The organism is Fluctibacter corallii (assembly GCF_025751585.1).
Taxonomy (GTDB): domain Bacteria; phylum Pseudomonadota; class Gammaproteobacteria; order Enterobacterales; family Alteromonadaceae; genus Fluctibacter_A; species Fluctibacter_A corallii.
Genome location: NZ_JAOWKX010000007.1, coordinates 209,895 through 231,531, shown reverse-complemented (window position 1 = coordinate 231,531; position 21,637 = coordinate 209,895). Strand labels below are relative to the sequence as shown.

General features: G+C 44.9%; 17 protein-coding genes. 10 read left to right on the top strand and 7 right to left on the bottom strand.

Translation table 11 applies throughout. The features are described 5' to 3' along the window. Positions 1-7: 7 nt before the first annotated feature. The gene (locus tag OE749_RS14285; RefSeq protein ID WP_263713143.1) at positions 8-460 is read right to left on the bottom strand and encodes a GNAT family N-acetyltransferase; all 453 of its coding nucleotides are present in this window, start codon (positions 458-460) and stop codon (positions 8-10) included. A gap of 96 nt (positions 461-556) precedes the next feature. On the opposite strand from OE749_RS14285, the gene can reads away from it, so the two are divergent. From can to OE749_RS14270, 3 genes are all read left to right on the top strand, one after another. Next, positions 557-1,144 (top strand): carbonate dehydratase, encoded by a 588-nt coding sequence (gene can, locus OE749_RS14280; RefSeq protein ID WP_263713142.1) that lies wholly within the window; start codon positions 557-559, stop codon positions 1,142-1,144. Between the two features lie 307 nt (positions 1,145-1,451). Beyond that, complete coding sequence (locus OE749_RS14275) at positions 1,452-4,088, top strand: TonB-dependent receptor plug domain-containing protein (RefSeq protein WP_263713141.1); 2,637 nt, start codon at positions 1,452-1,454, stop codon at positions 4,086-4,088. Between the two features lie 216 nt (positions 4,089-4,304). Further along, positions 4,305-5,570, top strand: a complete 1,266-nt coding sequence (locus tag OE749_RS14270) for a multidrug effflux MFS transporter (RefSeq protein ID WP_263713140.1) — start codon at positions 4,305-4,307, stop codon at positions 5,568-5,570. A gap of 164 nt (positions 5,571-5,734) precedes the next feature. On the opposite strand, the gene OE749_RS14265 is transcribed toward OE749_RS14270, so the two are convergent. After that, the gene (locus OE749_RS14265; protein WP_263713139.1) at positions 5,735-6,070 is read right to left on the bottom strand and encodes a hypothetical protein; all 336 of its coding nucleotides are present in this window, start codon (positions 6,068-6,070) and stop codon (positions 5,735-5,737) included. Between the two features lie 684 nt (positions 6,071-6,754). Between OE749_RS14265 and OE749_RS14260 the strand changes: the two genes are divergently transcribed. Beyond that, complete coding sequence (locus tag OE749_RS14260) at positions 6,755-7,225, top strand: SPFH domain-containing protein (RefSeq protein ID WP_263713138.1); 471 nt, start codon at positions 6,755-6,757, stop codon at positions 7,223-7,225. A 98-nt stretch (positions 7,226-7,323) separates the two neighbouring features. Here the strand turns inward: OE749_RS14260 and OE749_RS14255 are convergent, their stop codons facing one another. Then, positions 7,324-7,653: a winged helix-turn-helix transcriptional regulator gene (locus OE749_RS14255; protein ID WP_263713137.1), complete on the bottom strand. Its 330-nt coding sequence runs from the start codon at positions 7,651-7,653 to the stop codon at positions 7,324-7,326. Between the two features lie 89 nt (positions 7,654-7,742). Between OE749_RS14255 and OE749_RS14250 the strand changes: the two genes are divergently transcribed. Then, positions 7,743-8,039, top strand: a complete 297-nt coding sequence (locus OE749_RS14250; protein WP_263713136.1) for a YciI family protein — start codon at positions 7,743-7,745, stop codon at positions 8,037-8,039. Positions 8,040-8,138: 99 nt separating this feature from the next. On the opposite strand, the gene ilvC is transcribed toward OE749_RS14250, so the two are convergent. Beyond that, the gene (gene ilvC, locus OE749_RS14245) at positions 8,139-9,617 is read right to left on the bottom strand and encodes a ketol-acid reductoisomerase (protein WP_263713135.1); all 1,479 of its coding nucleotides are present in this window, start codon (positions 9,615-9,617) and stop codon (positions 8,139-8,141) included. Between the two features lie 128 nt (positions 9,618-9,745). Between ilvC and ilvY the strand changes: the two genes are divergently transcribed. After that, positions 9,746-10,615: an HTH-type transcriptional activator IlvY gene (ilvY, locus tag OE749_RS14240; RefSeq protein WP_263713134.1), complete on the top strand. Its 870-nt coding sequence runs from the start codon at positions 9,746-9,748 to the stop codon at positions 10,613-10,615. A 23-nt stretch (positions 10,616-10,638) separates the two neighbouring features. On the opposite strand, the gene OE749_RS14235 is transcribed toward ilvY, so the two are convergent. Together OE749_RS14235 and OE749_RS14230 are read right to left on the bottom strand one after the other, a co-directional pair. Next, the gene (locus OE749_RS14235) at positions 10,639-12,153 is read right to left on the bottom strand and encodes a YifB family Mg chelatase-like AAA ATPase (RefSeq protein ID WP_263713133.1); all 1,515 of its coding nucleotides are present in this window, start codon (positions 12,151-12,153) and stop codon (positions 10,639-10,641) included. Between the two features lie 59 nt (positions 12,154-12,212). Beyond that, positions 12,213-12,836 (bottom strand): trimeric intracellular cation channel family protein, encoded by a 624-nt coding sequence (locus OE749_RS14230; RefSeq protein WP_263713132.1) that lies wholly within the window; start codon positions 12,834-12,836, stop codon positions 12,213-12,215. A gap of 406 nt (positions 12,837-13,242) precedes the next feature. Between OE749_RS14230 and OE749_RS14225 the strand changes: the two genes are divergently transcribed. Genes OE749_RS14225 through ilvA form a run of 3 tightly spaced genes read left to right on the top strand, consistent with a single transcriptional unit; the run spans position 13,243 to position 17,585 of the window. Next, complete coding sequence (locus OE749_RS14225; protein WP_263713131.1) at positions 13,243-14,175, top strand: branched-chain amino acid transaminase; 933 nt, start codon at positions 13,243-13,245, stop codon at positions 14,173-14,175. 22 nt (positions 14,176-14,197) lie between these two features. Then, on the top strand, positions 14,198-16,045 hold the full coding sequence (gene ilvD, locus OE749_RS14220) for a dihydroxy-acid dehydratase (protein WP_263713130.1): 1,848 nt from the start codon (positions 14,198-14,200) through the stop codon (positions 16,043-16,045). 1 nt (position 16,046) lies between these two features. Continuing rightward, complete coding sequence (ilvA, locus tag OE749_RS14215; RefSeq protein WP_263713129.1) at positions 16,047-17,585, top strand: threonine ammonia-lyase, biosynthetic; 1,539 nt, start codon at positions 16,047-16,049, stop codon at positions 17,583-17,585. A gap of 37 nt (positions 17,586-17,622) precedes the next feature. On the opposite strand, the gene plsB is transcribed toward ilvA, so the two are convergent. After that, positions 17,623-20,082, bottom strand: a complete 2,460-nt coding sequence (gene plsB, locus OE749_RS14210; protein ID WP_263713128.1) for a glycerol-3-phosphate 1-O-acyltransferase PlsB — start codon at positions 20,080-20,082, stop codon at positions 17,623-17,625. Positions 20,083-20,265: 183 nt separating this feature from the next. Between plsB and OE749_RS14205 the strand changes: the two genes are divergently transcribed. Continuing rightward, positions 20,266-21,636 (top strand): DUF2254 domain-containing protein, encoded by a 1,371-nt coding sequence (locus OE749_RS14205; RefSeq protein ID WP_263713127.1) that lies wholly within the window; start codon positions 20,266-20,268, stop codon positions 21,634-21,636. Position 21,637 lies beyond the last annotated feature (1 nt).

Here is a 21,637-nt window from a genome sequence, read left to right as displayed (position 1 = left end):
GGGTTCGCTAATCAGACGTGCTCAAATAATAATAGCGGCAGTCTAAGTCGAGCTTAAAGCCGAGCTTTTCGTAAAGAGATTGTGCGTCGGTATTAGTATGTTGAGTTTGTAGCATGACCCAGCTGGCATGTTTCTTTTTAGCAAATGTGGTCACGGCGTCGATGAGTGCGGAGGCTATGCCCTCTTTTCTGCTTTGAGGTGCCACATATAGGTCGTTAAGCAGTAATGCGCGCGAAAGATTAACCGAACTAAAAATCGGGTACAATTGTACGAATCCAAGTATATGCTCATTGTCGGTGGCAATGAATATTGTCGATTCGTTGTTACGTTGACGAGCTCGCAAAAACTCAAGGCACCCTACTACATCTTCTTCTTGACCATAAAACTCCCGATAGTCGTTAAATAACTGACTTAACTGGATTAAATCATCGTTATTTACTTGCCGTATAGTAAAGTCCATTGTGTTTCTCCTGACTTCGATGAACAATAGCGTTTGAAACGAGTTCTGGTTTTTGGTCAGACCTAAATTATGTATAAGATAGCGTAAAGTGGGCGTATGAGCGATATTAAACAACTGTTAGACAACAATAAAGCGTGGTCAGCCCGCACTAAAGAAGGGGATCCTGACTTTTTTAACAAATTGGCTAAACAGCAAAAGCCTGAATACTTGTGGATTGGTTGCTCCGACAGCCGGGTCCCTGCAAATCAAATCGTTGATTTACTACCTGGCGATATTTTTGTTCACCGTAACGTTGCCAATTTAGTCGTTCATACTGATTTTAACTGCTTGTCTGTATTGCAGTATGCGGTAGATGTGTTGCAGGTTAAGCATGTTATTGTCTGTGGACATTATGGTTGCGGTGGCGTTGAAGCTGCTATGGGAGACGATCAGTTTGGCTTGATTGACAACTGGCTAGGGCATATTAAAGACACCATCGTCAAGCATCAAGCCGAGTTAGATAGCGTACCGGAAAGCGCACGTTTAGCGAAGCTGTGCGAATTGAATGTTATTGAGCAAGCAAAAAATGTAGCAAGAACAACCATCGTAAAAGATGCGCGTAAGCGTGGGCAAAATATTACCATTCATAGTTGGATTTACAGCCTGAAAAACGGAGAAATCACAAATTTAGGGTGTGATTTTTAACCTTAAATTCGGAGTGAATACTTACCTGAAAAGAGCCAGTTTCGCTGGCTTTTTTATCATCAATCATTATTTGAATGTGTAACCAGTTGAAAATAAATGTATTTTTCATTGTGGATTTTAGTTTCATAACTGTCACTTTATTGAACACTGTAAATAATTACTAACAAATTAAGGTAAATATTTACACAAAGTGCACCCATGAGCACAAGGCTTATGATATAACAAGAATAGCTCAAAAAGTGAGCTGTAAATGCGCTTATTTTGTTCGCAACATAAACGTTGAAGAAAACTAAAAAAGGGAATACACATGAAAAACAACAAGATTTTCTCTGTGGCTCTCACAGCCGCGGCCGTTAGTCTCGCGTTATCATCTACTGCCTCTCAAGCTCAGCAACAATCAGAAAATATCGAAAAAATTCAAATTACGGGCTCTCACATTCAACGCACTGATATGGAAGGTCCCTCTCCTGTTACGTCTATTGGTGCGGGTGATATTGCCAAAACAGGCGTGACTGATTTAATCGGATTATTCTCAAAGCTGCCTATTTCCGGTCAGGGAACATTTTCTACTCAGGGGAATAGTTCAGATGATACCGCGAACGGAGGATCGAGTGTCTCACTTCGAGGGTTAGGTGCTGATTCAACTTTGATTCTGGTGAATGGTCGTCGAGTGTCAGTTTCTCCTTTCGCGAAAGGCATTGATACTGCGTTTGTTGATATCAACAATATTCCACTCGCTGCGATTAAGCGTGTTGATATTCTTAAAGATGGTGCGTCTGCCATTTACGGCTCTGATGCCATCGCGGGTGTAATTAATATTATTCTTAAAGATGATTTTGAAGGCGTTGAGTTGTCGGCGAAGTATGGGGATACCTCAGGCGCTGGTGGCGAAGAGCAAAATGTTAGTATGGTTTTCGGTAGTAGCTCAGACAAAGCAAGCCATACCTTTATTCTTGATTATTTCGATCGAGAAGAAACGCTCAATGGTGACAGAGACTTTTCGCGTTCATCTAATCAGGCGGCGCTAACAGGTCGTCAGTTTGCGACAGATTTTAGGAGCTCGTCGGGTTATCCAGGTACCATTGAATTAGCGTCCGATCCAGCCACACGTATTCCAGATACGTTTGGTAAAGATCAGTGTGCGCCAGAAGATATTGATAATGTGGATAATCTATGTCGGTTCGATTACGGTCCGTTTGGCTCTATGTTTCCAAGTGTTGAGCGTTTTAGTTTTAACTATATGGGTAAGTTTGACATATCAGATTCATTCCGTATTTTCACCGAGCTAAACGGTCAGAATTCAAAGACCGTGGTAAAAGGTGCACCAAGTCCGAGTTTTGAAGAGCTGTTTATGTCAGCTGACAATCCAAACCATCCCTTTGCGAACGATCCGACTAGCGTCTTCTATCAGCAAGATCTGACTATGCGACGCCGTATGGTTGAAATAGGCGCACGTGAAAAACAAGTGGATACGGATTACTATCGCGCCATTCTTGGTGCAAATGGGGAGTTTGGTGATTGGAATTGGGAAGCCGCATACAGTTATATCAAGAGTGAATCAAACGAGTATGGTGCAGATGGATATCCAAACACGGTACGTATTCAGGAGTCTATAGATAACGGATCGTTCAATCCCTTTGAGCCGAGCAATACTTCACCAGAAACACTCGCTTATTTAGAAACCAATACGACACGTGTGGGTAAATCTACGAATCGTATTTATGACTTTAAAGTCAACGGCCCTCTTATGAAATGGGGGAATAACGATATCATGCTGGCTGTGGGTGCCGAATATCGCGAAGAAACGATTGAAGATAATCCAGATGATCAATTCTTACGTGGTGAGATTTTTGGTACGGAGTCTACCAAATCTGCTGGCGAGCGTGATAGTACAGCGATTTTTGCTGAGCTGGCCATTCCTGTATTGGATGAGGTAGAGGTGCAACTGGCGGTACGCCATGAAGATTACAGCGATTTTGGTACAACCACTGATCCAAAAATTTCATTCTTATGGTCTCCAGCAGATAACCTTTCAATCCGAGGTTCCTATGGCACGGCGTTCCGCGCGCCCTCATTGGTACAATTGGGTTTAGGTCGAACAGACGAGTCTCCGGAGGTGCTTGATAAGTTGCGATGTAACGCCATTGGTGACCCGAGCCACCGTAGTTGTAAGTTAGAAGAAAATATTGCGGTATTTCAGGGTAACCCAAATCTTCAGCCTGAAGAGTCTAAAAGCTACAATATTGGTGTGATCTATGAAATCACCGATGACCTAGATATTTCCGTTGATTATTATAGCTACGATATTGAAAACATCATCGACTCAGACACGCAGTACTTATTAGAGACGCAAGGTTTAGATGAAAATGTAGTGGTTCGTCGGTCTACGAATATTCCTGGCGATCCGGGTGAAATTGTGCAAATCAATGATTCATTTCAGAACATTGGAGACATAGAAACATCTGGGTTAGATATCGATCTTGGCTACCGTATGGAAACGGCGCATGGCGACTTTGACTTTGGTTTGGTGGCGAATTGGGTACTTGAGTTTGAAGAGCGCCGCCCTGGACGCATTGAGGCCGTAGAAGGTGACTATGAGCAGCCAGAACTACGTTGGACGTTATCTTCAGGCTGGACGCAAGGTGATTGGACAGCCAGCTTGGCTGTAAATTACATCGATAGTTTCCGCCAAGACTCGACGGTGCGTTTTCCAAAAGATGAAGACGGCAACATTGTAGCAACCCTGCCTGACGTGAAGTCAATGACAACGGTTGATACAACAGTAAGCTATCGGGGCATTGAGAATACCACGCTTACGTTGGGTGCAACCAACTTGTTCGATGAAGAACCTCCGTTCAGCTACAGTGAACTGACAGGTTACAATCAAGACGTGCATAGCGGTTTAGGACGTTTTGTGTACTTCCAGGCGAGCTATACTTTTTAATTTATAGCGTATAAGTGAATATGGCGTCCGTGTACACCTGTGCAGCGGACGCTTTTTTATTTGGCTTAACATACTTTGATGACGTTACCGATTACCGAAGCAATTATGACCCTTTTCACTGTTCGTTACGTTTAACCTGTCGAAATAATCGTCGAAACTAGATTATTTTTCGCTACCAAGTGATAACATACCGTTTTAATGCTGTTGGAGTTTTCCTTGTCTCTCCATAACCCCCACACTACAGAAGTAAACAAACCTGCATTGAGTTTGGCTGAATTTGTTTCGTTGATGGCGTTGATGACGTCCCTAGTTGCGTTAAGTATTGATGCGATGCTTCCTGCGCTTGATCGTATTGGGCTTGAACTTGGCAGTCAGAATCAGCAAGAAACCTATTTAATTGTATCGCTATTTTTTATTGGGATGGCATTTGGTCAGCTGTACTATGGTCCTGTATCTGATACAAAAGGTAGGCGGTACGCGATCGTATCTGGGTTGGTAGTATTTAGTGTGGGCACTGTGATATGTATGTTCGCACCCACGATGGAAATTCTATTGTTGGGGCGCGTGATTCAGGCATTTGGCGTGTCAGGGCCTCGAATTGCATCTTTAGCGGTTATTCGTGATCAGTACGCAGGTGATGCTATGGCTCGGGTGATGTCGTTTATCATGATGGTCTTTATTCTTGTTCCTATGATCGCACCATTATTTGGCCAACTCATCATGCTATGGTTTGAATGGCGGCACATATTTACCGCGTTTTTGTTTATTGGTTTTGCGGGTGGTGCTTGGTTTTTCTTACGGCAACCAGAGACACTGCCAGCAAATAAACGTCATGGGTTTAGCTGGGCTCGCCTTTTCGATTCAAGCAAGTTTATTCTGACTCACAAAGTGGTGATGGGTTACACCTTGGCAATGGGATTTATCTTTGGTGCGTTTGTCTCCTATCTTGGTGCTTCTCAAGCCATCTTTGACGGCATATATCACGTTGGACAGGCCTTTCCTCTTTATTTCGCCGTGTTGGCATTCTCAATCGGTTTTGCCTCTTTTGTAAATGGCAAATTGGTTATGAGGATGGGCATGTTTACGTTGAGTAAAATTGCTTTGGCCGGTGTCGTACTGGGAAGTACAACCTTGAGCATCCTGGCCCTATCCTACACGGGTAAACCCCCGTTGCCGATTTTTGTTATGGTGCTTTTCACCACTTTCTTCTTCGTGGGTATATTGTTCGGAAACTTAAATGCGATGGCGATGCTTCCGCTAGGACATGTGGCGGGATTGGGTGCAGCCATAATAGGCTTTATCAGTAGCTTTCTTTCTGTGCCGATTGCCATTTTCATTGGCAGCTATATTGTTGATTCTGTATCGCCGATGGTGATGGGGTTTTTGGTGTGTTCTATTGCTGCGTCAATTGCTGTGTTTTGGGCAGGTAATCCCCACCAAAAAGAGGATAGCCAAGAGATGCCAGAACAGGTAATCGAATAATCAAGGTACAACTCAACCAGTGAGAGTAGCGACATCAAGCGCCACTCTCGCAGGCTAAGTAAATGTATGTGCTTAATTTCTAAAAATTGTGTCGTGCGTAGCAATGTTATACATAAAAATCTACCCCTTGAGGCGTATAACAGAAACGCGAAGACGCATTAGTACTACTTAACTAAGCGAACAATTGGTGTGGTTTGAACGTGAGATTTTGACAAGTCTATAATTCGCGACATGCGCTCGCCATTTTTCATCTTGTCATAGTGCATACTTTTAACTTCTAAGTCGCGACAAAAATGACAGAAAGTATTGAAATCTTTGCGAGTAAAATCATCCCCTTCACGCGTCATTTGCGTGTCTATGTACATGTGGTCACCGTTAACTGAAAGAGTCGCTACAGCCGTGTAGGGATCTCCGTAGTTTTTCACACGTAACGCTCTGACCAACTTTACTTCGAAAATCCAGTCATCCATGTGGGTAAAACGTGATATTGACGGATTCATTGGCGTTCTCCACTAAGAACCATGTTTGTTATAAGTTAATTGGTATATGAATACCAAAGCTATGCAAAGCAAAGCTTATGCCACAGAACACATCGCCCGAGACATATAGGCACAACATGATAGAGAGACACGAAACTGTCGCAATTTAGCTACATTTGTTAGCTTGAAGCGCACGCGTCACGGGATGAATATTTCCACGAAAATAAAACGTGTTAATAATCATTCGGTTGGGTATAAGAAAAAATAAGAATGACTGTATCAAATTTGATACACTTACTTTTTACATTGTTGCCAACTTGTGTTTGTACTTATTGGTATCGGCGAATGCATAAAAGGCTTAAGTGATTATTTGCCTTATATTGCATGCACTTTAACACAAGTTATCGCTTACTTACGACGCGAATTTTTTCACCATCATTGCTCCTTTAATCAAATAACGTTGATGAACCAATCAAATCGCCTTCATGTTAAAAGAATCAATATTTATACCAAAGGGCGGGGTTATCTCATCCGATGAGAGTAACAGAGTGCTTTGGTATGCCGAGTTACAAAAATAAGGCTCTTGTTGCTTAAGTTGAAGTAAGCCTTCAAAATCAAGGAGAATATGCGCCACAAGACAACTCGTAATGTGGCTGCATATGCGTTCAAACCGGCAGTACATACAAGAAAAATAAAGGAAAAATCATGCATCCAAATAGACATGCTATTGCATTTGGAAGTCTCGTGTTTTTGGTGGTATCCGTTGTAGTGATTATTATTGGATTATTGTGGGCGTGGCCTAAATACAAAGTGTACAAAAAAGAAATGGATGGTATTGCAGCGCTCAAAGAGGCTGAGTGGAGTAAACAAATTCTAATTGAAGAAGCTAAGGCGAGAGAGCAGGCCGCTCTGATGCAAGCAAAAGCAAGGATTACGCTTGCGCAGGCCGAAGGCGAAGCGAAAATAGTCCAAGCCAAAGCAGAAGGTCAGGCAGACATAGAGCGCGCTAAAGCCGCCGCGGAAGCCAATAGAATTATCGGTGAGTCACTAAAAGGGAACGAAGAATACTTACGATATGTTTGGATAAAAGGGCTTCAAGATGGTAGTGGAGAACGTATATATATCCCAACAGAAGCAGGTCTTCCGATCTTAGAGGCGGGCAAGGCAAAGAATTAAGCTGCTAGGTACACAGCTTTGTCATGTTGATATTTGTCAGTAGTGATATCGAATTGCGAGCGCATGACAATAACCATGCGCTCGCAGTAATAACCTCATTATTTGGCGAGTTGTGCTTCCCATTCTGCCGACCATACTCGCAAAGGATCGAGCGTCACCATCAGTGACTTTCCTAATTCTGTTAGCTGGTAGCCATCTTGCGAAGTAAATATAAGCTTGGCTTCAGTGAGCTGTTTGATGCGGCTATTCAGTACTGACGGAGACATGCCGTCACACTTTTCTTGTAAGCCTCTGAAGCTCAGCGGTGTTTGATTCAATTCCCATAAAATTCTCATGTTCCATTTACGGCCCAGTAAATCAAAGGCAGCCATAATTGCGATGCCTGTTTGAGAGCCTCTAACTGGATTTTTGGGTAATGGTGTCGTCATGCTACTTGTGCTTCTAAAATCGTAGCGGTATAGTTTGCTACTAAATAAGTAGCATTATACGTATATTTAATCAACTAAGCGAGGAAAGCATGTTTTTGGTAGATATGAGTTTTACCGATATGGAAAAGATTACACCGGCGTTAACTGATGCTCATAGGCAGTATTTGCGGACACAATATGAGTCAAGTCAACTTTTGTTTGGAGGAAGAAAAGAGCCAAGAACAGGAGGGATGCTGATCTCAGCCCATAGCAGCAAACAAGAGTTACTCGGCATGTTGTCATCAGATCCGTTTATTAAAAGTGGTGCTGTGAGTTATTCAATTACGGAGTTTACGCCCGTGATGGCGTCCCAAAAATACATGAGCGTTGTGGCTGACTATGGGTGAGTATCTAATGCCGACACAAAAAAGCCCGACCAGAGGGTCGGGCGAAGGGGCTTGTTAAAGCACCTAACGACAGAAACGGGGGATAGTTACCATCATTCGTTAATTAATAATGGCTTTCATGTCTGTCATATACCCACGAAGGGCTTGACCTATGGTCTCTACACCATGGTTTCGTAAAGTCTGGTTTATGTTAATGAGTGTTTTGTTGTCTGCTTTATTCGAAGACGCGTCTATCCCTTGTCCTATTAGCTCGAGTGAAATCTCTGGCATTAACTGCTCACGTAACAAGGGGATTGCCGCATTGGCAAATAAGTAATTACCGTATTCTGCAGTATCTGAAATCACAACATTCATTTCATATAAACGCTTTCTGGCGATAGTATTTGAAATAAGTGGTGTTTCGTGAAGCGATTCGTAGTAAGCGGATTCTGGCAGAATGCCCGCTTCTACCATGACGTCAAACGCCAGCTCTACACCCGTTTTGATCATGGCTACGAGAAAGATGCCTTGGTCGAAGAAAGTTTGCTCGTCGATTTTACCTTCGTATGCTGGTGCATTTTCGAAGCCAGACTCTTTTGTTTCTTCACGCCATTTAAGTAAGTTGGCGTCGCCGTTAGCCCAATCATCCATCATGGTGCGCGAAAATTCACCACTCATAATGTCATCTTGGTGTTTTTCGAATAATGGACGTAAAAGCGTTGTCAGTTTTTCAGAAAGCGCATACGCCTTAATTTTAGCTGGATTCGACAAGCGATCCATCATGTGGCTGACGCCGCCTAGTTTAAGTGCTTCGGTAATCGCTTCTAAACCGTACTGAATCAGTGCCGCAGCATAGGCTTTATCCATGCCTTCCGACACCATTTTATCGTAAGCTAGAATGGCGGCAGTTTGCTGCATTCCACATAAAATGGTTTGTTCGCCCATTAGATCGGACTTTACTTCTGCTACAAAAGACGATGCTAATACGCCTGCGCGATCTCCTCCTGTTGCGGATGCAAGCGCTTTTGCTATCTCCCACCCTTTTTGCTCAGGATCGTTTTCTGGATGGACGGCAATCAGTGTCGGAACACCAAATCCGCGTTTATATTCTTCCCGTACTTCTGTTCCCGGGCATTTGGGGGCACACATTACCACGGTAATATCGTCGCGAATTTGTTGGCCTTCTTCGACGATATTAAAGCCGTGAGAATAACCCAGAGTCGCGCCTTTTTTCATTAATGGCATGACGGCTTCAACCACACTTGCGTGTTGCTTGTCTGGTGTCAGGTTATAAACCAAATCTGCTTCTGGGATTAATGTTTGATATGTGCCAACGGTAAAATTGTTATCGGTTGCACGAATATACGAATCGCGCTTTTCGTCAATGGCGGCTTGGCGCAACGCATATGACACGTCTAGCCCTGAGTCGCGCATGTTAAGGCCTTGATTTAATCCTTGTGCGCCACATCCGACAATCACGATTTTTTTGCCTTTCAAGGCGCTGCAGCCCGAAGAAAATTCATCGCGTTGCATAAAACGACATTGACCCAATTGAGTCAGCTGTTCACGTAGTGGTAACGAATTAAAGTAATTAGCCATAACATCTATTCCAAATTTCCAAGTCAGTGACGATCTTGCGATGTGAGAAGCATAGGCTAGTTTTCATATTGAATAAAATGATATATTTGCAAGTAAGTGTTGCATAAAGTGAAACAATGAGGCGTGTGATGGATTTCAAAAGTTTAGCGTTATTCGAACACCTCGCTACGAGTTTACATTTCGGTAAAACTGCGCAGGCTCGCCACGTTAGCCCGTCTACCCTGAGTCGCGTTATTCAGCGCTTGGAAGACGAATGTGAGACTTCACTGTTTGTTCGAGACAATCGAAAGGTAGCGCTGACACCGGCTGGTAAGCGAATGCTTGAATTTACGCAGCGAGTGCTGGCAGAGTACCAGTCTCTTAAATTAGAAATGGACGATCACGGTAAAGCGATACAAGGCGAGCTGAGTTTGTTTTGCTCAGTGACGGCCAGTCAATCTCACCTACCCCCATTGCTTGACCAATTTAGGCTACACCACCCTTTCGTGGAACTCACCCTAATCACAGGTGATCCTGCTGAATCAGTGAGTCATGTTGTGGAAAAAACGGTAGATACGGCCATTGCCATTCACACACCTGATTTTCCAGAAGACATGTCTTTTTACTCATTGGATACGTTGCCACTGGTGATGATTATGCCAAAATCCGTGGTGTATCAGAGTGTCAGCGATATCGACTGGCGAAAACACCCTGTAGTACTCCCTGAATCGGGGCCATCTAAACGGATTGTGCACCATTGGTTTGCCGAACAAGGTATTCGGCCCAAAGTGTATGCGCAAGTTGGCGGAAATGAAGCCATCGTTAGCATGGTGGCTTTGGGGTGCGGGCTAGGTATAGTACCAAAAGTGGTGCTAGAGCACTCAACGTTATTACAAAAGGTAAATTACCTTCCTGTGCCGACAATGGAGGCCTTCGAAATTGGTCTATGTTGTCTGTCTAAACGCGAGAAAGAGCCTGTTATCAGTGCGCTTATTGCGCAAATAAAAGCGCGTAATTGATACCGTTACAATGCCAATACCGTTCAATGTTGCTTTAGTCGAGCAAATATTGCGTCTAGTGCACGATAAGATAATGCTTCTTTGATATGCATTGCCGACACCTTTTCTGCTCCCCCTAAATCGGCGAGCGTGCGACTCACCCTAAGTACTCTGTGATACGCCCGCATCGACAGTCCCATTGTATCTATTGCATTGTGCAAATACGCTTCATCACTTTCCATCAAATTACACACCTCTTTTAGCAGAGCGCCAGACAGGTGCGCATTTAGCGTGTTTTGTCTGTGGTACTGACGTTGTTGAGCATCGAGAACGCGGCGGCGAATTGTTTTTGACGTCTCTTTGCTTTGTGCTTCAAGGCGTCTCAAATCGGCAGGATTGATTTGAGGCACATCGACTTGCAAATCAATTCGATCGAGAAACGGCCCAGACAATCGATTCAGATAGCGCAAAATCTGATCAGCAGACGAGCGTCCATCATCCATACTGCCCGTTGGACTTGGATTCATAGCCGCAACCAATTGAAATTGAGCAGGAAATGTGGCTTGACTAGCTGCTCTGGAAATACAAACTTTTCCAGCCTCTAATGGTTCACGAAGTACATCGAGTACATGGCGGTTGAACTCAGGTAGCTCGTCAAGGAATAGCACTCCCTTATGAGCAAGCGATACTTCACCGGGGCGAGGAATGCTGCCTCCTCCCACGAGTGCGGCCGCTGAGCTGGTATGGTGAGGCTGACGAAACTGTCGAATCTTCCAGGTGTCGGGCGATGCAGGTTTACCCATCACCGAGTGAATGGTGGCCACCTCAAGTGCTTCTTCGTCACTCAACGTGGGCAAGATGGTCAGCAGTCGACTCGCTAGCATGGTTTTGCCGGTGCCTGGTGGCCCACAGAATAGAATATTATGACGCCCAGCTGCGGCGATCTCTAGCGCCCTTTTGGCCAAAGATTGGCCGATAATGTCTGCCATATCTTCATCATATTGGCATACTGTAGGGGGGACATTTCCCTGAGTGACAGCCAGTTTTTCTGTGCCAGTGCAATGTAAAAATACGTCACGCAAATGTTTAGCGGGAAGCAAAGAGACATCACTGACTAGGGCTGCTTCTAGTTGGTTGTCTTGCGGTAGCAATAAGGGTCTTTGTGCATGCTTACAGGAGTGCGCTACGGGAAGGATGCCATGAATAGCACGAATTTCGCCAGATAATGCCAACTCACCCACGATCTCAGTGTTGTTCAAGCTTTGCGGATCTATTTGACCACTGGCCGCGGCTATGCCTAATGCAATTGCTAAATCAAATCGACCGCCCTCTTTGGGTAAATCTGCTGGCGCAAGGTTGACGGTGATTCGTTTAGCGGGAAATTCAAAACCTGCATTGATGAGTGCGGAACGGACTCTATCACGCGATTCTTTTACAGAGGTTTCAGGGAGCCCTACCATCTGAAATGCAGGTAATCCGTTGGATAAGTGCACCTCTATGGTTATGAGGGGAGCATCTATACCAACGCTGCCCCTTGAAAGCATAACGGCCAGTGACATTCGCAAATTCCTTTTGCTTTAACAATTTTCGCTAGCCTATCTCATTTAAAGTGGAAGCATCAGTCCAGATTTTTAGGCGGATGAAACACATTTAAGTGCCAATGATAACGCACTGCGAAGAGACGACTAACGAGTGTAGTAAGCATGGCTATAATCATGCAAATGTGGAGGTTCACATTGAGAGCGCTTGCAGCCACGTAGGCAACACCACCCAAAATACAGGTAGTGGCGTAGAGTTCTCCTTTTAAAACTAAAGGTACTTCGCGGCAAATAACATCACGTATCAGTCCGCCGAATACGCCAGTCATGGTACCAAACGCAATCGCGATTAAGGGCGTTACTCCAACATTCAATGCCTTTTGTAAACCCATAAGGTTGAAGAATGCGAGCCCCAACGCATCAGCAATGAGAAGGAATTTGAGTGGAAACCGATGACTTATGCGTAGCCATGCAATTGTGCCGAGTGCACCGATTAACACCGCGTAGAAAAAGCTTGGGTCATGAATCCAAAACACGGGTAGGTCTAAAATCATATCACGTAGTGTGCCCCCACCCATTGCTGTGACTGACGCGAGCACTACAACGCCAAAGCCATCCATGTGTTTTTTGTAGGCCATTAGCGTGCCAGAAATTGCAAATACTACGATTCCGGCAAGATCAATCCAATGCAACCATAACGACATAACAGGCTCCTATGATGGGTAAATATTATTATTTTGGCGATTAGATCACGCCATTGCTTGATTTATACGAGCGAAACATGATACCTCTATAAATAGTGACGACAAATTAAGTTATAGACCTATTCCAAGATGATCAACATGCGTGTCAATGTGGTCCAAGTCAGTGTGGTGATTCAACTGCGGGGATAGGTGTGTGCGTTCACAAAGATTTACCAAACCCTCGCAAGCATTTGCGGGGGTTTTTTCGTTTATAAAGACTGTAAAGTTAAAAACGCAATTGCGTTCGATAAGTTTAACATCGGTGCTCACGGTTTTACGCTGAAACACGTATTATTCGTAATCGTAAAACTAATCATGCGACGTTAACTATTCAACGTGCTGTCCCCTGCATTGAAAGGAAAAGAAAATGGCTAAAAAACCAGCAGATTTAATTTGGTTCAACGGTGAGATTATTCCATGGGAAAAGGCCACCGTGCATGTCATGACACATGCAATTCATTACGGTTCTTCAGTATTTGAGGGGATTCGTGCTTATAACACGCCCGATAAAGGCACCTGTGTTTTTCGTTTAGAAGAACACAACCGCCGTTTGTTCGACAGTGCGAAAATTTATCGCATGACAATTCCTTACACTCTCGACCAAGTGAATCAGGCGACGTTAGATATTATTCGAGAGAACAAGTTGAAGTCAGCTTACATCCGCCCTATCGCATTTTATGGTGATATTGGTATGGGTCTGCAAGTGCCTTTCGGTCAGGAAACTGAGCTTAGTATTGCGGCATTTGAATGGGGCGCGTACTTAGGCGAAGAAGCGCTTAAAAACGGTGTTGATGCTGGCATTTCCTCGTGGAACCGACTGGCAGCGAATACCATGCCAACGGGTGCAAAAGCGGGTGGTAACTATTTGTCATCTCAGCTTATTTCTATGGAAGCACGTCGTCATGGATACGGCGAAGGTATTGCATTAGATCGTAACGGATACGTGAGTGAAGGTGCAGGTGAGAATATTTTTGTTATCCGAAATGGCGTGGTAACCACCACACCTAAAACGGCTGCAATTTTACCGGGTATCACACGCGATACAGTGATTACACTACTGAAAGAAATGGGCTACGAAGTCCGTGAAGAGAATATTCCGCGCGAATCTATGTACGTTGCGGATGAAATTCTAATGTGTGGTACAGCGGCAGAAGTCACACCAGTACGTTCCGTTGACGGTGTTCCTGTCGGTAACGGTGGCCGTGGCCCAATTACAGAAAAAGTACAAAATATGTTCTTCGGTTTGTTCAATGGCACAACAGAAGACAAGTGGAATTGGTTAACGCCTGTATACAAATAGGCATTTTATGAAAGGATAGAGCATGCCCAAATTACGTTCAGCGACAACAACTCAAGGTCGCAATATGGCTGGCGCGCGAGCCTTATGGCGCGCAACTGGAATGAAAGAAACGGATTTTGGAAAGCCCATTATTGCGATTGCTAATTCGTTTACGCAGTTTGTCCCTGGGCATGTTCATCTTAAAGATCTTGGTCAGCTGGTTGCCAGAAGCATTGAAAAGGCAGGCGGTGTGGCCAAAGAATTCAATACCATTGCAGTAGATGATGGTATCGCGATGGGGCATGGCGGTATGCTTTACAGCTTGCCCTCGCGCGAAATTATCGCAGATTCGGTAGAGTACATGGTTAACGCGCACTGTGCCGATGCGATTGTGTGCATTTCGAATTGCGACAAAATCACGCCAGGTATGCTAAATGCTGCTATGCGTTTGAATATTCCCGTTATTTTTGTGTCTGGTGGCCCTATGGAAGCGGGCAAAACCAAGTTATCTGATCAGATTATTAAGCTTGATTTAGTCGATGCAATGGTGGCCGCGGCAGATCCTACTGTCGCAGATGCCGACAGCGACGAAATTGAGCGTTCAGCATGCCCTACCTGCGGCTCATGCTCAGGTATGTTTACCGCAAACTCGATGAACTGTTTAACTGAAGCCTTGGGGTTGTCTTTGCCAGGTAATGGGTCCACACTGGCAACCCACAAAGATCGGGAAAAACTGTTCTTACAGGCAGGTGTCGAAATCGTAAAATTGTGCGAACGTTACTATCAGCATGATGACGAGTCTGTACTTCCGCGCAATATTGCGAACTTTAAAGCGTTTGAGAATGCAATGAGCTTGGATATTGCCATGGGAGGTTCAACAAATACGATCCTGCATTTACTCGCAGCGGCTAAAGAAGGGGAAATTGATTTCACGATGGCTGATATCGATCGCCTTTCGCGAAAAGTACCGCATTTATGTAAAGTTGCGCCTGCTACGCCAGAATATCACATGGAAGATGTGCATCGAGCAGGTGGAGTGATGGCGATTTTAGCCGAACTTGAGCGTGCGGGCCTGCTGCATGGAGATGTGAACCATGTCTTGCGCGAATCATTGTCTGACGTGATTGCCAAATGGGATATCACTAATCCAGAAAACACCGACGCCCTGCACTTTTACCGCGCTGGCCCTGCTGGTATTCGCACCACGCAAGCGTTCAGTCAGGATTGTCGTTACGATACGGCCGATACCGATCGACAAAATGGATGCATTCGCCACCGCGATCACGCCTTTAGCGAAGAAGGTGGTTTGGCTGTGTTGTTTGGCAATATCGCGGAGCGAGGCTGTATTGTAAAAACCGCAGGAGTGGATGAATCAATTCACCGTTTTAGCGGCCCCGCACGAGTTTATGAAAGTCAGGAAGATGCGGTGGCGGGTATTTTGAGCGATGAAGTACAAGCCGGTGAAGTGGTAATCATCCGGTACGAGGGCCCGAAAGGTGGGCCGGGTATGCAAGAAATGTTGTACCCGACGTCTTACTTAAAATCAAAGGGTTTAGGTAAGGCGTGTGCACTTGTAACAGATGGCCGCTTTTCTGGTGGTACGTCTGGGTTGTCAATTGGCCACTGTTCGCCTGAGGCTGCAGCAGGAGGCGCGATCGCGTTGGTTGAGCCGGGTGATCTTATTGAGATAGACATTCCTAACCGCACCATCAATTTATGCGTCAATGATGACGTACTTGCTGAGCGTCGAGTACAAATGGAACAACGTGCTACGCCTTATGCACCTGTAGACCGTGAACGAGTTGTGTCGCCAGCGCTCAAGGTTTATGCCATGTTGGCGACCAGTGCAGATGAAGGTGCAGTGCGCGATCTGAATAAATTGGAGGGGTGATATGTCGTACACACCTCATGAGTATCTAAAAAAGGTACTGCTGTCGCCTGTCTATGATGTGGCGGTTCATTCAGATCTTGTTAGGCTGAATAAATTGTCTTCGCAATTAGAGAACGATATCTTTCTCAAGCGCGAAGATCAGCAACCCGTAAAATCGTTTAAGTTGCGTGGTGCGTACAACAAGTTGAGTGGGTTAACACAAGCGCAGCTTGATGCTGGTGTTGTGGCCGCGTCAGCCGGTAACCACGCTCAGGGAGTAGCGTATTCTGCCAAACGCAAAGGAATTAATGCTACCATCGTTATGCCTGATACAACGCCTGATATCAAAGTTGATGCCGTGCGCAGTTTTGGTGGTGCGCACGTGAATGTGGTATTGCACGGCAGTAACTTCGACCAAGCTAACGAGGAAGCGATTCGTCTTGCCACCGATGAAGGCATGACATTAATTCCCCCTTTTGATGATGAAGATGTCATTGTTGGGCAAGGGACAATTGGGCGCGAACTGCTAGAACAGAATCCCCACCTCGATACGTTATTTATCGCAGTGGGCGGTGGCGGTCTTGCCGCTGGTGTTGCCTATTACCTTAAGCAACTTAAACCAGAATTAACCATTATTGCTGTGGAGTCGGAAGATTCCGCCTGTTTACAAGCTGCATTAGAGGCTGGTCACCCCGTTACGCTGCCATCTGTGGGTATTTTCGCTGACGGAGTGGCGGTGAAGCGCATGGGAGAACATACCTTTGCGTTGTGTCAGCAGTATATCGACGATGTGATCACGGTAAACAGCGACGAAATTTGTGCGGCTATAAAAGACATATTTGATGATACACGTGTCATCGCAGAGCCAGCAGGGGCGTTGTCGGTCGCTGGTATTCGTAAGTATGTTGCCCAGCACGACACGCAAGGGCGAGTGATGGGAGGGATTTTGTGTGGCGCGAATATTAATTTTCATACGCTGCGCTATGTGTCTGAGCGCTGTGAGCTAGGCGAACAAAAAGAAGCAGTATTCTCTGTCACTATTCCCGAAAAGAAAGGGGCGTTCAAAGCGTTTTGTCAGGCGCTAGGCGGCAGAGTGATTACCGAATTCAATTACCGCTTTAGTCGAGATGAAAACGCGCAAATCTTTGTTGGCATTAAATTACGTGAAGGGCTGCAGGAATTTCAGGTGCTACATGAGCAACTGCATGGATTGGGATATCAGCCTATCGATCTCACCAACAATGAAATGGCAAAGCTACACGTGCGTTATATGGTGGGAGGACGCCCTCCTCATCAATTGCGTGAGCGCATTTACCGGTTTGAATTTCCTGAGCATCCCGGTGCATTAATGAAGTTTCTTAACACCTTAGGTGAGCATTGGAATATTACCCTGTTCCACTATCGAAACCATGGTGCTGCTGAAGGTTTAGTGTTAGCTGGATTTGAAGTAGATGCTGAACAGGAATTGTCGTTGCTAACGCACCTTGATGAACTAGGTTACGTTTATCTTGATGAAACTGCTAATCCTGCTTACCAGTCTTTTTTATCTCATCCAGCATGATGAAAACGGCATCGTACTGAGAGCGATTAAGGCGAGCTTAGCTCGCCTTTTGTTCAGTTTCATGCAGTAATTTTTCTAATCGTTGCTGAATTTCAGGTGCAATTAATCCGACAATCTCGTGTCTCAATGCTTCGCTAGTTGCACAATGCGTTAACTGACCGTCTTCTGATGCACCAATAATTTTTTGCTCTTTTAGTGCATTGATAAAGGTCGAAAGCACATTCTTATCATAAAACTCAGGAGAGCTAATGCCGTGCAATGCTGACAATCGTTCTGCCAGTAAACGCCCTTGCTTCTCTAGTGCGCCGCGGCTGAATTGCTTGTCTTTTTCAAGCAAGGTCAACACGATGGCATAACGATGCAGCGTCTCTTGTACACTTCTGTGAAGTAACCACAATGAATATGATTGAGGTGATGTTGCAGGTGGAGCGCAAATCTTCTCGCCGTCTTCCACCAATAATCCTTGGTTCACCATGGCAGAAATAAGTTGCTCTACATAGTGTTGGGCCGCATCTTGCGACATGTGAATAAACAATTCTCTTTGTAATAGCGGATACAGTTGACGTACCAAGGTGGTGACGACTGTTCGATCTGGTGATTGGTGAGCAACAACGATAGCAGCAATAAGCCCAGGTAAGGCCACCAAGTGCATGATGTTATTGCGGTAGTAAGTTAAGGCAACGGCATTGCTGCGTTCAAGCGATACAATCTCGCCAAAGCTATCTTGGGTTACCGCTATTTTATTTAACTTGAGGGTGTTGGTGACAATCTCTTTGCCAGAAAGAGCAGGCATACTCACCGACGCACTATATGGGCATGCCCTTAGTAAGTTAAGGTAATCATCAATGGCAGTTTCAAGTTCTTCACGGCTCATGGCGCGTTTTTTAGCCGACAGTAGACACAAAGCACACAACGACATTCCTGTTATCGCTGCTGACTGATTAATACGGAGCATGACTTCGTTTGCCAATGCATTGACCGTGGGTGTTAACCATTTGGGTTTTTTATCTGGATCGGCACTTTGTGAACGCCAGTCCTCTACTTTACTGTCGAGGAAGTTGTTGAGCTGAATTGGCTCACCAAAATTGAGAAAACCATGACCATAGTTTTTCAATTTGCGAATAGCTGAAAAGATTTGAAATGCTGATTCTTTCTTTTTCGTACTGCCTTTTAGCTCTTTAAGGTAGCTACCCACTTCCATGACGTGCTCATACCCAATGTACACAGGAACGATACTGACAGGGCGGTTGATGCCTTTAGTCACAGCCTGCACAGTCATAGCAAGCATCCCCGTTTTTGGCGGTAACAATCGGCCTGTTCTACTGCGGCCACCCTCAGCGTAGTACTTAACAGAATAGCCACGATTAAAAAGCAGCTCTAAATATTCTCTGAACACCGCCGTGTATAACTTGTTACCCGCGAAACTGCGGCGAATGAAAAATGCCCCACCTCGACGAAAAATCCCGCCAACTGGCCAGAAGTTTAAGTTAATGCCTGCGGCAATATGGGGTGTAACTAAGCCTTCATGATAAATTACATAGGTTAATAACAGGTAGTCCATGTGGCTGCGGTGACAAGGAACATAAATGATTTCATGGCCATTTTGGGCGAGCTCACGGACTTTGTCCGCATTGCCGACTTCAATGCCGTCGTAAATTTTATTCCAGATGCGTGTAAGTATGCGGTCACCGATGCGGATCAGGCCTTCTCGGTAGTCTGCAGCGATTTCATTAATGTAACTTTGTGCTGTCGCGCGGGCTTTGTCGTTAGATACTTTCTTGTGCTTGACCTCTTCTTCAATCGCTTTTCTGACGGAGTCTGAGCCAAGAATTGCGTTATTAAGATCTTGGCGTTCTAACAACGTAGGACCTGTTAGTGTTTGACGTTTACGATGAAAGTGAGTGCCCGCCAATCGAATTAACTTGTGAGCGATTTCTTCGTCTGTGCCTTTTAATTGTGTCATGGCTTTGGAAGATACCGCTTTGCTGTAGCAGACAAAATTATCGCGGCCTAAAAATAAAACGATAAAAATTTTTCGTAACCAGCTTGGTGATGCGCGATCGGCAAGTAAATCAGACCAACCAGATGAGGATTTACCCGGAGCTCTGCCCCAAAAAATAGACACGGGTACAATTTGCAGATCGACTTGCTCATCTTTGCGATGCAATCGGAACAAGCGTGTAAAGTCATCCGCAATGCTGGTAGGCTTGCTGGTGCCGCGAAAAACTGACTGAGGTTGTTGCAGAAATAGGCACGACTTGATATCTCGCTTACCGAGTTTGATAGGCTTGGTCGGATCGGGCAGGCCTAACGCATCTGCCGACATTTTCAATGCAACCTGATCGGTGAGCGAATTTGTACGTAAGAGATAAATAATTGGTTTGGATTTATCGATACCCAGCTCATTTTCAATGTCTGCTGGAATACTGTTTGCTCTCACAAGCCATTTAACAGGGGTAGAGATGATCGCTAGCAGCAACTTTTGCAGCCAAACCATATAACGTTAACCTCACTTTAAAAAAACGCGCGAAGGATAGCACGACCCGCACTAATTTGCTTGTCGTAAGCTACTTTTAGACTAAATCGATAATTTTTTCAGGTACAAACAGCCACTTAGCATATCGAAATTTCTAATAAAGAGCAGCTAAGACAGCACAAATCTGATAAGGGTTCCATTTTTATGCGAATAAAGGCAAGAGCACTGACACTGATTGAAACATTGCGAACCAGTTTTTGGTTCGTACCGTCCTGCATGTTATTAGGCGCGGTGGTTCTGGCAAAGACGCTAATAGAACTCGATAGAAATGAAGTTTTTCACAATATTACATTGCTCAAATTTGTGTATGAGAGCAATTCAGACACCATCGTTTCGTTATTGACGACCCTCGCTGGCTCAATGATTACCGTTACCAGTATTGTGTTTTCGATAACGGTGTTATCGCTGTCGATGGCTTCTCAACAATTTGGTCCGCGCTTGATACGTCATTTTATGGCTGACAATGGCACGAAAATGGTCATGGGAACGTTCTTAGCTACTTTTATTTATTGTATTTTAGTGGTGGAAGTGACCGATGAATTTGAGTCTCGTCAACAGGTACCGGGTATGGCAGTCTATGTCGCGGTATTGCTGAGTCTGGCCAGTATTGGCGTATTGATTTTTTACATTCATCACGTTGCACGGACTATACAGGCCGATCAGGTGATTAGTGATGTTCATCGTCGTCTAGATAACACCATTAATCGTTTATTCCCAAGCGATGACGATCAGGCGCAAGGTGTGGATTGTGACGCATCTGTCATCAACGAAGCAAAAGCTAAGTACCCGTGTGTGACGCATATATATGCAAGCGAGAGTGGTTATGTGCAGGCGATTGATTATGGTGGACTCAAGCAGATAGCGTGCTCACTTGATGCCTGTATTGTTGTTTCTCATCTGCCTGGTAATTATTTGGTGAAAGGTGCAAAACTACTGACACTGCATCACTTTGCAGTTAAAGCGTCTCTTGATCACGCGAGGTTCGAAGAAAACATAGTGATTGGTTCACAGCGCACGCCTGCGCAAGATCCGGAATTTGCGGTTCACCAATTGGTTGAAATTGCCGTTCGGGCTTTATCACCGGGCGTGAATGACCCTTATTCAGCCATTGCATGCGTTGATAACCTGTCGGCGATGATGTGCGAATTGACTCAAAAAACCTTCCCGTATCCGTATTTGGTTGATGACGATCGTGTGTTCAGAGTGGAGCGTAAGCCACTTACCTTCGCAGACATTGGTCACGCAGCCTTTGATCAAATTCGCCAATATGCCAAAGACAGTGTAGCGGTGACCATTCGGTTGATAGAAGGCTTAAGCCACATTACTGATAGTGTGAACAGTATTCAGCAAAAAACCTTTATTCAAGAGCAGCTTGCCAGTATTGAGCAGGCACAGAAATCTCAAGACAACGCTGATTGTGATAAAGAAGATATTTTTTCACGTATTGAAGCAGTACGCCGAAAATTGCGAGCGCTACGTGCGCTCGACAATAATGCAGTGTCTGTTGGACGTTAAG

What these genes read in the sequence shown, in the direction of transcription:
- OE749_RS14285 (WP_263713143.1), bottom strand. Translation starts at nt 460, where the DNA reads ATGGACTTTACTATACGGCAAGTAAATAACGATGATTTAATCCAGTTA.
- can (WP_263713142.1), top strand. Translation starts at nt 557, where the DNA reads ATGAGCGATATTAAACAACTGTTAGACAACAATAAAGCGTGGTCAGCC.
- OE749_RS14275 (WP_263713141.1), top strand. Translation starts at nt 1,452, where the DNA reads ATGAAAAACAACAAGATTTTCTCTGTGGCTCTCACAGCCGCGGCCGTT.
- OE749_RS14265 (WP_263713139.1), bottom strand. Translation starts at nt 6,070, where the DNA reads ATGAATCCGTCAATATCACGTTTTACCCACATGGATGACTGGATTTTC.
- OE749_RS14260 (WP_263713138.1), top strand. Translation starts at nt 6,755, where the DNA reads ATGCATCCAAATAGACATGCTATTGCATTTGGAAGTCTCGTGTTTTTG.
- OE749_RS14255 (WP_263713137.1), bottom strand. Translation starts at nt 7,653, where the DNA reads ATGACGACACCATTACCCAAAAATCCAGTTAGAGGCTCTCAAACAGGC.
- OE749_RS14250 (WP_263713136.1), top strand. Translation starts at nt 7,743, where the DNA reads ATGTTTTTGGTAGATATGAGTTTTACCGATATGGAAAAGATTACACCG.
- ilvC (WP_263713135.1), bottom strand. Translation starts at nt 9,617, where the DNA reads ATGGCTAATTACTTTAATTCGTTACCACTACGTGAACAGCTGACTCAA.
- ilvY (WP_263713134.1), top strand. Translation starts at nt 9,746, where the DNA reads ATGGATTTCAAAAGTTTAGCGTTATTCGAACACCTCGCTACGAGTTTA.
- OE749_RS14235 (WP_263713133.1), bottom strand. Translation starts at nt 12,153, where the DNA reads ATGTCACTGGCCGTTATGCTTTCAAGGGGCAGCGTTGGTATAGATGCT.
- OE749_RS14230 (WP_263713132.1), bottom strand. Translation starts at nt 12,836, where the DNA reads ATGTCGTTATGGTTGCATTGGATTGATCTTGCCGGAATCGTAGTATTT.
- OE749_RS14225 (WP_263713131.1), top strand. Translation starts at nt 13,243, where the DNA reads ATGGCTAAAAAACCAGCAGATTTAATTTGGTTCAACGGTGAGATTATT.
- ilvD (WP_263713130.1), top strand. Translation starts at nt 14,198, where the DNA reads ATGCCCAAATTACGTTCAGCGACAACAACTCAAGGTCGCAATATGGCT.
- ilvA (WP_263713129.1), top strand. Translation starts at nt 16,047, where the DNA reads ATGTCGTACACACCTCATGAGTATCTAAAAAAGGTACTGCTGTCGCCT.
- plsB (WP_263713128.1), bottom strand. Translation starts at nt 20,082, where the DNA reads ATGGTTTGGCTGCAAAAGTTGCTGCTAGCGATCATCTCTACCCCTGTT.
- OE749_RS14205 (WP_263713127.1), top strand. Translation starts at nt 20,266, where the DNA reads ATGCGAATAAAGGCAAGAGCACTGACACTGATTGAAACATTGCGAACC.